The following is a 13,049-nucleotide window of genomic DNA, read 5'->3' as shown; positions in this document are numbered from 1 at the left end:
ACTGTCCGTGGTGGGATCCTGGATTGCTTCGCCGTTTCGCTCCTCGCAGTGTCGGTGGTAGATATGGCCCATGTCCAGGGTCACCCCAGCCACGCGAGCGCTCACCGCCGCCGGTGTCGCCTTCACCGTCCACGCCTACGACTACGATCCCGACGCCGAGAGCATCGGGCTGCAAGCTGCATCGGCACTCGGTGAGGATCCCGCGCGCGTCCTGAAGACTTTGATGGCGCAGGTAGACGGCAAGCCGGTCTGCGTGGTCGTGCCGTCCGACCGTGAAGTCTCGATGAAGAAGCTCGCCGCCGCCATGGCCGGCAAGTCGGCGCAGATGATGAAGCCGCCCGAGGCGGAACGCGTCACCGGCTACAAGGTCGGTGGCATCAGCCCGTTCGGGCAGCGTAAGCCCGTGCGCACCGTGATCGAGCGGAGTGCGCTCGCGCATGACATGGTCTATCTCAATGGCGGTCAACGCGGCTTGCAGGTGCGGCTGAAGCCGGCCGATGCTCGGGGCGTCCTCAACGCGGTCGTGGCGGATGTGCTGGCGTGAGCGGGATGGAGCGGGGTCATGAGGCGGTTGCTTCTGCCGTGGCTTGCGGTCCTGCTCGGCATCTGTGTCCCGGCTGAGGCGCATCAGGTCAACCTCGTCACGGCGCGCGTGGCGTTGAGCCCCGATCGCGCGGTCAGCATCGAACTTGGATTGAAGGGCAGCGATGTCGATCGCCTGATCGGTTTGCGTACGTACGACCCCAGGCAAGACGCGGTCGATCCCGCCGCGGTCGAAGCAGCCAAATCCGCCATCCTCGCCTATATGAGCACGCACCTAGCTGTCACGGGCGGTGCCAAGCCCTGTGCGGCCGGAGATGCGGCGATCCTGGCCGACGGCGACGGCATCATCTATCGCAACGGCTTTGCCTGCGCTGATGCCGCCGGCGACATCGTCTATCGTTCGACCGTGTTGACCGATAAGGATCCGGCCGCACGTCAAATCGTACTGATTGCGCAAGGCCGGTCGGAGGCGCAGGCCTTGCTCGATGCAGGCAACACGACAGTCACGCTTTCAGCCGCGCCGCCGTCGCTGCTGTCGACGATGCAGCGCTATGTCCTCACCGGGATCGAACACATCTTTCTCGGCTACGATCACGTCGCATTTCTGGTTGCCGTGGTGCTGTGGGCAAGACGGCTCATTCCTGTGGTCAAGATCGTGACTGCCTTCACCATCGCCCATTCGATCACCTTGTCGCTCGCCGCACTTGACGTTCTCGTCATCCCGAGCCGCATCGTGGAGCCCGCAATCGCAGCCTCGATCGTCTTCGTCGCCGTGGAGAACTTCTTCTCGCGCGACGTCGACAAGCGTTGGCGCGTGGCGTTTCTGTTCGGACTGATCCACGGCTTCGGCTTCGCCGGCGTGCTTCGCGAGATCGGGCTGCCGCCGAACGCAGCGGCGACGGCGCTTGCCGCTTTCAATATCGGCGTCGAAATCGGACAGGTTGCCATCGTTGCGATCGCGTTGCCGATCCTCCGTTTGGCCGACCGACCCAGCCTTGAAGACCGTTCCGAACCGGTGAGGGCGCCGGCGCTGGTCTACGCGCTGTCCGCGATCATCGGCGTGCTTGGCGGCTATTGGTTGCTTGCGCGCGTCTTCGAGGCCTGATCTCGAGCCGACAACTCCCGAGACAGCCCTCCTGTTGAAGCCCCTCGCGACGGCATGCGGCTCCTTGAGCATCACACCCACTTGAGTTCGGGCGGGAGGCCTGTATAGAACTAGAATATAAATAGAATGACGTTCTGTACAGCAGAATAAGGGAGGCGAGACGATGGAATCGAGACTGGTTCGTCGCGACACCGATCCGGTGCCGTTCGCGCCGGACACCGTCATCGCAGCCTTCAAGACGATCCCGGACTTGCTGGCACACGACGCTGATTTGACCGTCCGCGGACGCTGGCTCGACGTCGACTGCCTGCTCGGCCCGAGCACCCAGCCATTTCACGTCGCCATCCGCGCCGGGCAGATCGTGGATATGACGCCGGCACCTGTCCTGATGCGCACCTGGCAGTTCGCCTATCGTGCGACGCCGGCTGCACTTGCTGCCCATTGGCAGCAGATGCCACCGGCCGGCTGGCATGACCTGCTCGCGCTGACCAAGCGCGGACAGGCGACCCTTGAAGGGGATCTGCATCCCTTCATGACGCATCTTCAGTATTTCAAGGATCTGCTGGCGTTGCCCCGGCGGAGCGGTTTCGGAGGTGCGTCATGAACGGCTTCATCGAGCCGATCGTCGGGCGCTACGTGCACGTCGAAATCAATGGAGAGATCAACCGGATCTATTTCGAGGAGAACGGCAGCGGCATTCCCTTGGTCTGCCTCCACACCGCCGGTTCTGACGCGCGGCAATGGCGCCACTTGCTGACCGATCCCGAGTTCACCAGACATTTCCGCGTCGTCGCCTTCGACATGCCTTGGCACGGCAAGTCCAATCCGCCTGACAGCCAATATGGCACCGAGTATCGGCTGACCACCGCGAGCTACACGGCAACCATCCGCGCGTTCTGCAACGCGCTGAAGCTGGAGCGCCCGGTGGTGATGGGGTGCTCGATCGGCGGCCGTATCGTGCTCAATCTGGCCATCGAGCATGCGCGCGAGTTTCGCGCATTGATCGGGCTGGAGGCCGCGGACTTCCAGCAACCCTGGTACGACACGGCTTGGCTGAACCGGCCCGACGTTCATGGCGGCGAGGTCTGCGCCGCGCTGGTCTCCGGGCTGATCGCGCCCAACGGCCCGGAAGCCTCGCGCAACGAGACGCTGTGGGGCTACAAGCAGGGTGGCCCCGGCATCTTCAAGGGCGATCTCTATTTCTATCGCGTCGACGGCGATCTGCGCGGGCGCACCTCTGACATCGACGTCAACCAGTGCCCGCTTTATCTCCTCACCGGCGAGTACGATTTCTCCTGCACGCCGGAAGACACGCTGCGCACCGCCGCCGGCATTCCCGGTGCCAAGGCGACGGTGATGGAGCGGCTCGGCCACTTTCCGATGAGTGAGAACCCGGAACAGTTCCGGCGCTACATCGCGCCGGTGCTGCAAGACATCCTCGATAAGCAGAATTATTGAAAGGGAGCGTAGTTATGAAGTTGCGTTGGACGATGGCGGCGATTCTGGCCGCACAAGCGAGCACTGCGTTTGCAGCCGACAATGTGATCAGGATTGGCGTGCTCAACGACCAGTCGGGCGTGTTCGCCGACAATGGCGGGCGCGGCTCGGTGGTCGCTGCAAAGCTCGCCGCAGACGACTTCGGCAACGAGCTGCTCGGCAAGAAGATCGAGATCATTTCGGCCGACCATCAGAACAAGCCCGACATCGCATCGGCCACCGCGCGCAAATGGTTCGACAATGAAGGCGTCGACATGATTGCGGACGGCGCGGCCTCGTCGGCCGGCTTTGCCATCCTCGAAGTTGCGAAACAGAAGAACAAGATCTTCGTCATCTCTGGCCCCGGCTCGTCCGACTTCACCGGGAAATCCTGCTCGCCGGTCAGCTTCCACTTCAACTACGACACCTACGCGCTGTCCAAGCTCACCAGTGACGCGATCACGCGGGCCGGCGGCAAAACCTGGTACTTCGTGACGGCCGACTACGCTTTCGGCCACGCGCTTCAACGCGATGCCACGAAATTCATCGAGGCCGCGGGCGGCAAGGTGATCGGCTCGGCCGCCCATCCGCTCGGCACCGCTGATTTTGCGTCCTTCCTGTTGCAGGCGCAGGGCTCGAAGGCCGACGTTGTTGGGCTTGCGACGTCGGGCGCAGACGTGCAGACCGCTATCAAGCAGGCTGGTGAATTCGGTATCGTCGAGGGTGGCCAGAAGCTCGCTGGTCTGCTCGTTTTCATCACGGACGTGAACTCGCTGGGCCTGAAGGTCACCCAAGGCTTGCAGGTGACGACCTCGTTCTATTGGGACCTCAACGAGCAGACCCGTGCCTGGTCGAAGCGCTACGCCGCGCAGATGGACGGCAAGGTCGCCAGCATGGTGCAGGCCGGCGTCTATAGCGGCGTCCACCACTACCTTTCAGCCGTTAAGGCAGCCGGTACCACCGATGCGACCGCCGTTGCCGCCAAGATGCACGAGCTGAAGGTCAATGATATGTACAACAAGGACGTTGCGATCCGCCCGGACGGACGCGTGCTGCATACCATGTACCTGGTGCAGGTGAAGAAACCGGAGGAGTCCAAGTATAAGTTCGACTATTACCGGGTCGTCAGCTCCAAGCCGGGCGAAGAAGTGTTCCGCCCGATGAGCGAAGGCGGCTGCCCGCTGGTGAAGTAACCGCGTCGGCCGGGCAGGCTGTACCTGCCCGGCCGGAAGATTTCGAGGAGAGTACGGAATGTCTGGTTCGATTGGGTTCATCGGTCTTGGCGTCATGGGCGAGCCGATCTGCCGCAACCTGTTGCGCAAGAGCGGCCGGGCGGTGCTCGCGTTCGACCTTGCCGCGGAGCCGCTGGCGCGGATCGTGGACGACGGGGCCACGGCGGCGAAGTCGATCGGGGATCTCGTCACCGGCGCAGAGACCATCTTCCTGTGCCTGCCTAGCGCGAGGCACGTGATGTCGGTCTTCGAGGGCATTTTGCCGGTGATCAGAAATGGCCAGACCGTGATCGATCTCGGCACCTCCGATGTCGGCCTAACGCGGTCGTTCGCCAAGCAGCTCGCTGACAAGGGTGCGCTTTGGATCGACGCCCCGATCGCGCGCACGCGCCAGGCTGCGCAGGACGGCACGCTCAGCGTCATGGTTGGCGCCACACCCGAGCACTTTGCCAGGGTCGAGCCGTTGATCCGGCATTTCGCAACGGACGTCACCCTCTGCGGAGGCACCGGGGCCGGACAGGTGACGAAGATCCTGAACAACATGGTTCTGTTCGAGACCGTCAATGCGCTGGCGGAGGCGGTCGCGATCGCCAAGCACAGCGGCGTCGAGCCGAAGCTGCTGCTGGAGACGCTGTCCAAGGGGTCAGCGGACAGCTTTGCGCTGCGTAATCACGGCATGAAGGCGATCGTTGCCAAGGATTTTCCTCTGCGGGCGTTCTCCACCGAATATGCAATGAAGGACCTTTCCTATGCGCTGGAGCTTGGCGCGCAAGCCGGGCTAAATCTGCGCGGCGCGGCGCTGATGCGCACCATCTTCCAGGAGACGATCGACAAGGGCATGGGCGATGCGTATTTTCCCGTTATCGCAAAGCTCATCGACCCCTCCGGATTTCCCCAATAGGACACGCCATGCCTTCGCCCGGCGTCGCAGCCGTCGACCGTGCCCTGAGCATCCTGGCCGCCTTCGAGGACGCGCCGGAGCCGATGACGCTCGCTGAGCTCGCCCGGCGCACCAAGATGTACAAAAGCACGCTGTTGCGGCTGATGACGTCTCTTCAGGAATTCGGCTACCTCGTGCAGTTCGCCGACGGTCGTTACCATCTCGGGCCGACACCGTTCCGGCTCGGCGCGGTCTACCAGCGCAGCAACAATCTGCATGATCGCGTGGTGCCGCTGCTGCGTCAGCTCGTCGCCGACGGCACGGAAAGTCCGTCGTATCACGTGCGGCATGATGCGAAGCGCAGGCTCTGCGTCTTCCGGGTCGATTCCCAACATTCGACGCTCGACCGCGTCGAGGCCGGCATGCTGCTGCCGTTGGACCGCGGCGCGGCCGGACGGATTATCCTGGCTTTCGACGGGGAGAAGGGCGAGGCCTACGATGAGATTCGCGAGGGTTGCATCGCAGTGTCCTTTGGCGAGCGCGATCCCGATTGCGCCGGGCTTGCCTGCCCGGTGTTCGGTCCTGGCGGCAAATGCGTCGGTGCCCTGTCGCTCTCAGGGCCGAAGCCGCGCTTCACGCGGGACAATATCAAGGCGATGGCGTCGCTGTTGCTGAGAGCCGCCGTCCGCCTGACGCGTGCGCTGGGTGGCCCGACCGAGTTGCTCAACAGTGCTTTATCGGCTTCGGCTGAAGATGTGCGTCCCGCGCGAGGGGCGAGGCGCTAGGGGACCTACTGTTTCTGCAGCAGCTTCAGCCGGCAGCGTAGCGCCTCACGGATATGCGCCCGCGCGAGCTGCTCGGCCTTGTCGCCGTCGCGCGCCGCAATCGCGGCGATGATCGCCTGATGCTCGCTATGGCTGGTCGAGGGGCGTCCGGTCACCGTGAAGGTGGTCGGGCCGAGCAGGGCGATCCAGTCCTGCAATTCCCGCGACGCATTGTCGAGATAGCGGTTGCGCGCCGCCCGGCAGATGGCTTCGTGAAAAGCCCGGTTGAGCCTTGCCATCTCGGCCTTGTCGGTCTTGGCCGCCGCGACGAAAGCCTGCTCGATATCCCCGAGCGCGTCGATCTCCGGGGTAGAGGCGTGCTCGGCGGCGAGGCGCGCCGCGGCGCCTTCCATGATCTCGCGCATGGCATAGAGCTCGAGCACCTCGGAAATGTCGAGATTGCGCACGATCAGCCCGCGGCCACCGGCTGGCTCGACGAAGCCGCGCGCGGCGAGGCGTCCCAGGGCTTCCCGCACGGGCGTGCGGCTGACGTTCAGCCGCTGCGCCACTTCCTCTTCGCGCAATCGGTCGCCGGCGCGGTAGCTGCCGGCCTGCAGCGCCTCGCACAGCGAGCGGAATACGGCTTCGCCCAATGCGACACCGCCGCCGCGCGCGATCGATCCGCTTGCCTTCGCCGGACGCCTTGCCATGGTTTCCCCGGGGCGCATCCTGCCCATGCAGAGATGCCGGTTGCTCCATTCTCGTATATCTTTGTATACAAACGTGCGCAATGGCGGGTCCAGGCCGCCTGCGGGTAGAATGTCTCCAACTGCGTCGCATCGGGCAGACGGTATGGGCAGCAAATACGACGTGCTGGTGATCGGCGGCGGCAATGCGGCGCTGTGCGCGGCGATCAGCGCCAGGCGCGGCGGCGCCTCGGTGCTCGTGCTGGAAGGCGCGCCGAAGTTCTATCGCGGCGGCAACACCCGCCACACCCGCAACATGCGCTGCGCCCATGATGCCGCGACCGAAATCCTGACCGGCCCCTATACCGAAGAGGAGTTCTGGGAGGACCTGCTGCGCGTCACGGGCGGGCAGACCGACGAGATGCTGGCGCGCCACATGATCCGCGAATCCAAGGACATCCTGAACTGGATCGTGGAGCAGGGCGTGCGCTGGCAGCCCTCGCTGGGCGGCACGCTGAGCCTCGGCCGCACCAACTCCTTCTTTCTCGGCGGTGGCCGCGCGATGCTGAATGCGCTCTATCTCACGGCCGAGCGGCTCGGCGTCGACGTCGCATACGACGCCGAGGTCACCGACCTCGAGATCGAGGACGGCATGTTCCTCGCGGCGCGCCTCAAGCGGCCGATCAACGGGCAGACCGAGATCCGCGCCACCTCGCTGGTTGCCGCCGCCGGCGGCTTCGAAGCCAACATCGAATGGCTCAAGCAATATTGGGGCGAGGCCGCCGACAACTTCCTCATTCGCGGCACGCCCTATAATCGCGGGTCGATCCTGAAGATTCTGCTCGACAAGGGCGTGCAGGAGGTCGGCGATCCCACCCAGTGCCACGCGGTCGCGATCGACGCCCGCGCGCCGAAATTCGACGGCGGCATCATCACGCGCCACGACTCGGTCGTGTTCGGCATCGTCGTCAACAAGCACGCGCAGCGCTTCTACGACGAGGGCGAGGACATCTGGCCGAAGCGCTATGCGATCTGGGGCCGGCTGGTTGCGGCGCAGCCCGACCAGATCGCCTATATCATCTTCGACTCCACGGTCGTCACCAGCTTCATGCCGACGTTGTTTCCACCGATCGCCGGGCAGACGGTCGCCGAACTGGCGGGCAAGCTCGAACTCGATCCGGCCGCGCTGGAAAAGACCATCACCGAGTTCAACGCCGCAGTGCGGCCCGGCACGTTCGACCACACGATTCTGGATGACTGCGTGACCGAGGGCATCACGCCACCCAAGACACACTGGGCGCGCAAAATCGAGACAGCGCCCTATCTCGCCTATCCGGTAAGGCCGGGCATCACCTTCACCTATCTCGGGACGCGCGTGAACAAGGAGGCGCGGATGCTGATGAAGGACGGCAAGCCGTCCGCCAACATGTTCGCGGCCGGCGAGATCATGGCCGGCAACGTGCTGGGCAAGGGCTATGCGGCCGGAATGGGCATGACCATCGGCAGCGTGTTCGGGCGGATCGCGGGACGGGAAGCGGCAAAACATGCACGGAACTAGGATCTTGGACGAAGCCGACCGTCTGATGACGGTCTGCAATTCCTGCCGCTATTGCGAGGGCCTGTGCGCGGTATTTCCGGCGATGGAAATGCGCCGCGCCTTCTCTGACGGCGACCTCAACTACCTTGCCAATCTCTGCCATGCCTGCGGCGCCTGCTACGTCGACTGCCAGTTCTCGCCGCCGCACGAGTTCAACGTCAATGTCCCAAAGACGCTGGCTGTCGCGCGCGCGGAATCCTACGCGGCCTATGCCTGGCCTCAGGCGCTCTCCGGCGCGTTCGCGCGCAACGGCCTCGTCATCAGCATTGTCGCAGCGCTCAGCATGGCGGCCTTCATCCTCGGCTTCGCCGCCTTGAATGACCGGAGCGTTCTGTTTGGTGTGCACACCGGCCCTGGCGCCTTCTACAAGTTGATGCCGCACAATATGATGGCCGGATTGTTCGGTGCTGCCTTTCTCTATGCCGTTTTTGCGCTTTTTATGAGCGTGCGCGCCTTCTGGCGTGACATCGGCCCGCCCATTGACGGCCGCGCCGACGGGGGCTCGATCTTCCAGGCGATCCGCGATGCCGGCGAGCTGCGCTATCTCCATGGCGGCGGTGTCGGTTGCTACAACGAGGACGACAAGCCCACTGACCGGCGCAAACGCTATCACCATCTGACCTTCTACGGCTTCCTGCTGTGCTTCGCCGCGACGTCGGTGGCGACGCTGTATCACTATCTGCTCGGCCGCGAGGCGCCGTATCCGTGGTGGGACCTGCCCGTGGTGCTGGGCACGCTGGGCGGCATCGGCCTCATCGTCGGGCCGATCGGTCTGTTCATGGCCAAGATGGGGCGCGATCCCGCGCTGCTCGATGAGACCCGCTACGGCATGGATGTCGGCTTCATTGCCATGCTGTTCCTGACCGGCGTCACCGGAATGCTGCTGCTCGTCCTGCGCGAGACAGGCGCAATGGGGCCGTTGCTCGCGCTGCATCTCGGCGCCGTGTTCGCATTGTTCATCACCATGCCCTACGGCAAGTTCGTGCACGGCATCTACCGCTTCGCCGCACTGGTGCGCTACGCGCAGGAGCGGCGGACCGCGGCGTGACCGACGAACCGGTTGCCGGCCCTACGCCACCTCCCGGTCCGGCGCGGACGCCTGCTCACGGGCCATCGTCATGGCCGTGACATAGTCGGTCTTGCCGGTGCCGAGCAACGGCACCTTGTCGACCACCATGATTGTCGCAGGCACGGTGAGCTCGGATGCGCCGATCGTCTTGGCCTGAGCCAGCATCGCGCTGCGCTCGGCGTTTTTTTCCGTCGTCAGCAGCACGATGCGCTCTCCCTTGCGTGCGTCGGGGATCGACACGGCAACCGTAGCGGCGTGCGGCCACAGGGTTGCTGCGATGCTCTCGACCGCGGAGAGGGAGACCATTTCGCCCGCGATCTTGGCGAAACGCTTGGCGCGGCCCTTGATGGTGATGAAGCCGGCAGCGTCGATCGAAACGATGTCGCCGGTGTCGTGCCAGCCTTCGGGAAGTACTTCGATCACGCCGGGATTCTCGGCCCTGAGATAACCGAGCATCACATTCGGCCCGCGCACCGAGAGGCGTCCGCCGTCATCGATGCCGGGGACCGGGTCGAGTCGGCTTTCCATCAGAGGCGACAGGCGGCCGACGGTGCCGGGCCGGTTGGCCATCGGCGTGTTCATGGCGAGAACGGGCGCGGTCTCGGTGACGCCATAGCCTTCGAGGATACGAATGCCGTACCGCTCCATGAACACCTGGCGCGTGCGATCCTTGACTGCCTCGGCACCGGCGATCACGAGGCGCAAGGTGCGGAAGTCGTAAGGGTGCGCCGAGCGGGCGTAGCCGGTGAGGAACGTGTCGGTGCCGAACAGGATGGTCGCGCCGGTCTGGTAGATCAACTCGGGTACGATCCGGTAGTGCAGCGGCGAGGGGTACATGTAGATCGGAATGCCCGCCAGCATCGGCATCATCATTCCCCCGGTCAGCCCGAACGAGTGGAACACCGGCAGCACGTTGAACACCTTGTCGTTGGCGTTGGCGTCGACCCGCGCCAGCGCCTGCGCCGCATTGGCGAGGATGTTGCGGTGGGACAGCACCACGCCCTTCGGCGTGCCTTCGGAGCCCGAGGTGAACAGCACGACGGCGGGATCGTTGGCCTGGCGGGCGACACGCGGCGTCGTGCCTGCGAGCAGGCCCTTGATCTTGTCGGCGATGCCTATCGTGTCGCGGACGTCCTCGAGATAGACCACGCGCGCCTCCGCGGAGATCGCGGTCATCAGCTTGTCGAGCTTGCCCTTCTCGATGAAGGCCTTCGAGGTCAGCACGGTCCTGACCTGCGCGGCCTTCATGGCGGCGAGCACGTTGACCGGGCCGGCGGAGAAGTTGAGCATCGCCGGCACACGGCCGACGTTCTGCAGCGCCATGAACACCACGGCAACGCCCGCCGAGTTCGGCAGCAGCACGCCGACATTCTCGCCGACGGCGGTGCCGCTCTCGAGCTTGCGGCTCAGGACCTGCGCGCCGAGAATCAGCTTGCGATAGGTTAGCCTGGCGCCGAGCGCGTCCTCGATGATGACCTTGCCGGTGTCGCGGTCGCGATGGGCATGTCCGAGCGCTTCGAACAGCGTGTGATCGAGCATGGCGTTCTTCACGAGGGCATCGATCATGACGTCCTGCAGTGCGGCGCCGGCGGCATTGCGGCGTGCCTTGCCCTTCAGCGTTTCATCGACCGGGAGCTTGACCGGCGGCAGGATGGTGACGGTCACACGCGGAAACCAGGACCGCTTGATCTGGCTGCTGTTGAGATAGCTGAGATAAGAGCGTTGCGCGCCTTCGATGCGGACCGGCACAACCACGGCATCGGCCTTGTCTGCGATCATCGCGGTGCCGTCATACACCTTCATCAACGATCCCGAGACGGTGATGCGTCCTTCCGGGAAGATGACGACTGGCTCGCCCGCGGCGACGAGCTTGATCAGGTCGCGCGCGGCCAGCGGCTTGCTCGGATCCATGGTGTAGTGCCTGACCGCGCGTAGGAACGGCTTGGCCCACCAGGCTTTGGCGATACCAGTATCGACCGCGAAGCTCGCGTCGATCGGCAGCACGGCATGCAGCAGCGGGCCGTCGATCAGGCTGACATGGTTCGGCGCGATCAGCATGCGCGTGCCCGGAGGCGGCAGGTTTTCTAGTCCGCGCACCTCCGTACGGAACAGGGCGCGGAACAGAAGCCCGCCGGCATCGCGCACGCCTTCCTTGCCCCACTTCGTGAGCACGAACCACACCGCGCCGAAGCTGGCGACGCCGAGGCCGAGAAAGATCCAGCCGACATGGAGCCCGGCCGCCTGCAACAGCGCGACGAACAGCGAGCCGACCACCATGAAGGCGGCCTGCAGCACGTTGCCGGCGGCGATGATGCGGGCGCGTTCGGAAGGTTGCGACCAGGCCTGGACTGCGGCAAAGGACGGCACAACGAAGAGGCCGCCGCCGAATGCGAAGGCAACGAAGTCGACCAGCATACGCAGGCCGCCGAACGAGGTCGCAAAGCCGAGCGCAGTGATCTCGTGCCCCTTGGCAGCGACACCGATGGCCCAGGCGAGATCGAGCCCCGCAAATCCCATGATGATGGCGCCGATCGGCACCAGCGCGAGATTGGGACGTACGTGGCTCAGGCTTGCGGCAAACAGCGAGCCGATCGCGATGCCGATCGCGAAGATGGCAAGGCACAGCGTCACCACGCCCTCGGTGCCACCGACGACGTCCTTGACCAGCGCCGGCAGCAGCGACAGCACGATCGCACCGACCAGCCAGAACCAGGAGACGATCACGGTGCCGTCCCACAGGCGATGGTCGGCGTAGAGCGTCCTGAGCAGGCTCATCGTCGAGGTCCATGGATTGGCATCGACGGGGAGATCGGGCGCGGAGGGCGTCGTCTGGGGAATGCGGGCGGCAAACGCCCATGACAGCAGCGCCAGCGCGACCACGGCGGAGGCGACCCAGCCCATATGTGCGGAGCCGGCCACGAACTGGCCGCCGGCGACGGTGCCGAGCAGGATGGCCATGAAGGTCGCGCCTTCGACCAGCGCGTTGCCAGTCGCGAGCTCGCCGAGCTCGAGCTGGTCCGGCAGCATGGCATATTTCACCGGCCCGAACAGGGCGGCGATAGTGCCGAACAGCGCGAGCGCTGCGAACAGCAGCGGCACCGAATGCAGGAAGAAGCCGGCAGCGGCAAAGCACGCGGCGAAGATCTCGACGAATTTCAACCGCCTTGCGACGACGGATTTGACGTATTTGTCGGCAAGCTGGCCGCCGAGCCCGGACAGGATGAAATAGGGGAAAATGAAGACGGCGCCTGCGACCGTCACCAGCGCATCGCCGTGGCTCGTCGCCGCGCTGTAAAGCAGGATGATGACGAGCGCGTTCTTGAGCACATTGTCATTGAGCGCCGAAAAGAATTGCGCCCAGAACAGCGGCGCGAAACGGCGTGACGACATCAATTCCCTGATCATGACTAGTCCTGTTCTTGGAAAGGCGGCTTGAGGTTGTTCAATCGTCGGGAGGCGTCACGACCGGAAGCGGACCGGATCAACCTTTGCCGGACACGAATGTCGCCGGCCTGGTCTGTTCCTCGTCCTCCGATCCTGTTGGTCGACAAGTGGTCTCGTTAGGTTCGCAATTATGTGCTGTCGCGGCTGCAGAAGACCGCATGATCGGGATATCGTGCCGCGATGAGAAAGCTGAACCGCGTCCGGTGAAGTCCGCCCGATCCGCCGCGACCGTCGGGACGTGGTGAGTGCCCCC

The 13,049-nt window shown here is 64.5% G+C and carries 11 protein-coding genes; 9 read left to right on the top strand and 2 right to left on the bottom strand.

All coding sequences use genetic code 11. The features are described 5' to 3' along the window. The first annotated feature begins 70 nt into the window (after window positions 1-70). From ybaK to K408_RS0128355, 7 genes are all read left to right on the top strand, one after another. Window positions 71-544 (top strand): Cys-tRNA(Pro) deacylase, encoded by a 474-nt coding sequence (ybaK, locus tag K408_RS0128385; protein ID WP_024341630.1) that lies wholly within the window; start codon window positions 71-73, stop codon window positions 542-544. A gap of 18 nt (window positions 545-562) precedes the next feature. Beyond that, window positions 563-1,648 carry a HupE/UreJ family protein gene (locus tag K408_RS0128380; RefSeq protein ID WP_024341629.1) on the top strand — a complete coding sequence of 362 codons (1,086 nt, stop codon included), beginning with the start codon at window positions 563-565 and terminating at the stop codon, window positions 1,646-1,648. Window positions 1,649-1,811: 163 nt separating this feature from the next. Next, window positions 1,812-2,252: a hypothetical protein gene (locus K408_RS0128375; protein WP_024341628.1), complete on the top strand. Its 441-nt coding sequence runs from the start codon at window positions 1,812-1,814 to the stop codon at window positions 2,250-2,252. Beyond that, a complete protein-coding gene (locus tag K408_RS0128370) occupies window positions 2,249-3,106 on the top strand; it encodes an alpha/beta fold hydrolase (RefSeq protein ID WP_024341627.1) in 858 nt (285 codons plus the stop codon). Before K408_RS0128375 ends, K408_RS0128370 begins: the two co-directional genes overlap by 4 nt. A gap of 14 nt (window positions 3,107-3,120) precedes the next feature. Next, window positions 3,121-4,317 (top strand): ABC transporter substrate-binding protein, encoded by a 1,197-nt coding sequence (locus K408_RS0128365; protein WP_024341626.1) that lies wholly within the window; start codon window positions 3,121-3,123, stop codon window positions 4,315-4,317. A gap of 58 nt (window positions 4,318-4,375) precedes the next feature. After that, window positions 4,376-5,257: an NAD(P)-dependent oxidoreductase gene (locus K408_RS0128360; protein ID WP_024341625.1), complete on the top strand. Its 882-nt coding sequence runs from the start codon at window positions 4,376-4,378 to the stop codon at window positions 5,255-5,257. An 8-nt stretch (window positions 5,258-5,265) separates the two neighbouring features. Next, entirely contained in the window at window positions 5,266-6,021 is a 756-nt protein-coding gene (locus K408_RS0128355; protein WP_024341624.1) for an IclR family transcriptional regulator, read from the top strand. 5 nt (window positions 6,022-6,026) lie between these two features. On the opposite strand, the gene K408_RS0128350 is transcribed toward K408_RS0128355, so the two are convergent. Further along, window positions 6,027-6,710, bottom strand: coding sequence for a GntR family transcriptional regulator (locus K408_RS0128350; protein ID WP_024341623.1), 684 nt, complete (start codon window positions 6,708-6,710; stop codon window positions 6,027-6,029). Window positions 6,711-6,852: 142 nt separating this feature from the next. Between K408_RS0128350 and tcuA the strand changes: the two genes are divergently transcribed. Together tcuA and tcuB are read left to right on the top strand one after the other, a co-directional pair. Further along, window positions 6,853-8,244, top strand: coding sequence for an FAD-dependent tricarballylate dehydrogenase TcuA (gene tcuA / locus K408_RS0128345; RefSeq protein WP_024341622.1), 1,392 nt, complete (start codon window positions 6,853-6,855; stop codon window positions 8,242-8,244). After that, window positions 8,231-9,331 carry a tricarballylate utilization 4Fe-4S protein TcuB gene (gene tcuB / locus K408_RS0128340; protein WP_024341621.1) on the top strand — a complete coding sequence of 367 codons (1,101 nt, stop codon included), beginning with the start codon at window positions 8,231-8,233 and terminating at the stop codon, window positions 9,329-9,331. The genes tcuA and tcuB overlap by 14 nt, the downstream gene beginning before the upstream one ends. Before the next feature lie 21 nt (window positions 9,332-9,352). On the opposite strand, the gene K408_RS0128335 is transcribed toward tcuB, so the two are convergent. Then, window positions 9,353-12,757: an acyl-[ACP]--phospholipid O-acyltransferase gene (locus tag K408_RS0128335; RefSeq protein WP_024341620.1), complete on the bottom strand. Its 3,405-nt coding sequence runs from the start codon at window positions 12,755-12,757 to the stop codon at window positions 9,353-9,355. Between the last annotated feature and the right edge of the window lie 292 nt (window positions 12,758-13,049).

Origin of the sequence: Bradyrhizobium sp. in8p8, assembly GCF_000426845.1 — a bacterium.
GTDB classification, from domain to species: domain Bacteria; phylum Pseudomonadota; class Alphaproteobacteria; order Rhizobiales; family Xanthobacteraceae; genus Bradyrhizobium; species Bradyrhizobium japonicum_C.
This window is presented reverse-complemented; position numbering and strand designations above follow the sequence as displayed.

Coding starts and splice junctions, on each gene's coding strand:
- ybaK (WP_024341630.1), top strand. CDS start 71: ATGTCCAGGGTCACCCCAGCCACGCGAGCGCTCACCGCCGCCGGTGTC.
- K408_RS0128380 (WP_024341629.1), top strand. CDS start 563: ATGAGGCGGTTGCTTCTGCCGTGGCTTGCGGTCCTGCTCGGCATCTGT.
- K408_RS0128375 (WP_024341628.1), top strand. CDS start 1,812: ATGGAATCGAGACTGGTTCGTCGCGACACCGATCCGGTGCCGTTCGCG.
- K408_RS0128370 (WP_024341627.1), top strand. CDS start 2,249: ATGAACGGCTTCATCGAGCCGATCGTCGGGCGCTACGTGCACGTCGAA.
- K408_RS0128365 (WP_024341626.1), top strand. CDS start 3,121: ATGAAGTTGCGTTGGACGATGGCGGCGATTCTGGCCGCACAAGCGAGC.
- K408_RS0128360 (WP_024341625.1), top strand. CDS start 4,376: ATGTCTGGTTCGATTGGGTTCATCGGTCTTGGCGTCATGGGCGAGCCG.
- K408_RS0128355 (WP_024341624.1), top strand. CDS start 5,266: ATGCCTTCGCCCGGCGTCGCAGCCGTCGACCGTGCCCTGAGCATCCTG.
- K408_RS0128350 (WP_024341623.1), bottom strand. CDS start 6,710: ATGGCAAGGCGTCCGGCGAAGGCAAGCGGATCGATCGCGCGCGGCGGC.
- tcuA (WP_024341622.1), top strand. CDS start 6,853: ATGGGCAGCAAATACGACGTGCTGGTGATCGGCGGCGGCAATGCGGCG.
- tcuB (WP_024341621.1), top strand. CDS start 8,231: ATGCACGGAACTAGGATCTTGGACGAAGCCGACCGTCTGATGACGGTC.
- K408_RS0128335 (WP_024341620.1), bottom strand. CDS start 12,757: ATGATCAGGGAATTGATGTCGTCACGCCGTTTCGCGCCGCTGTTCTGG.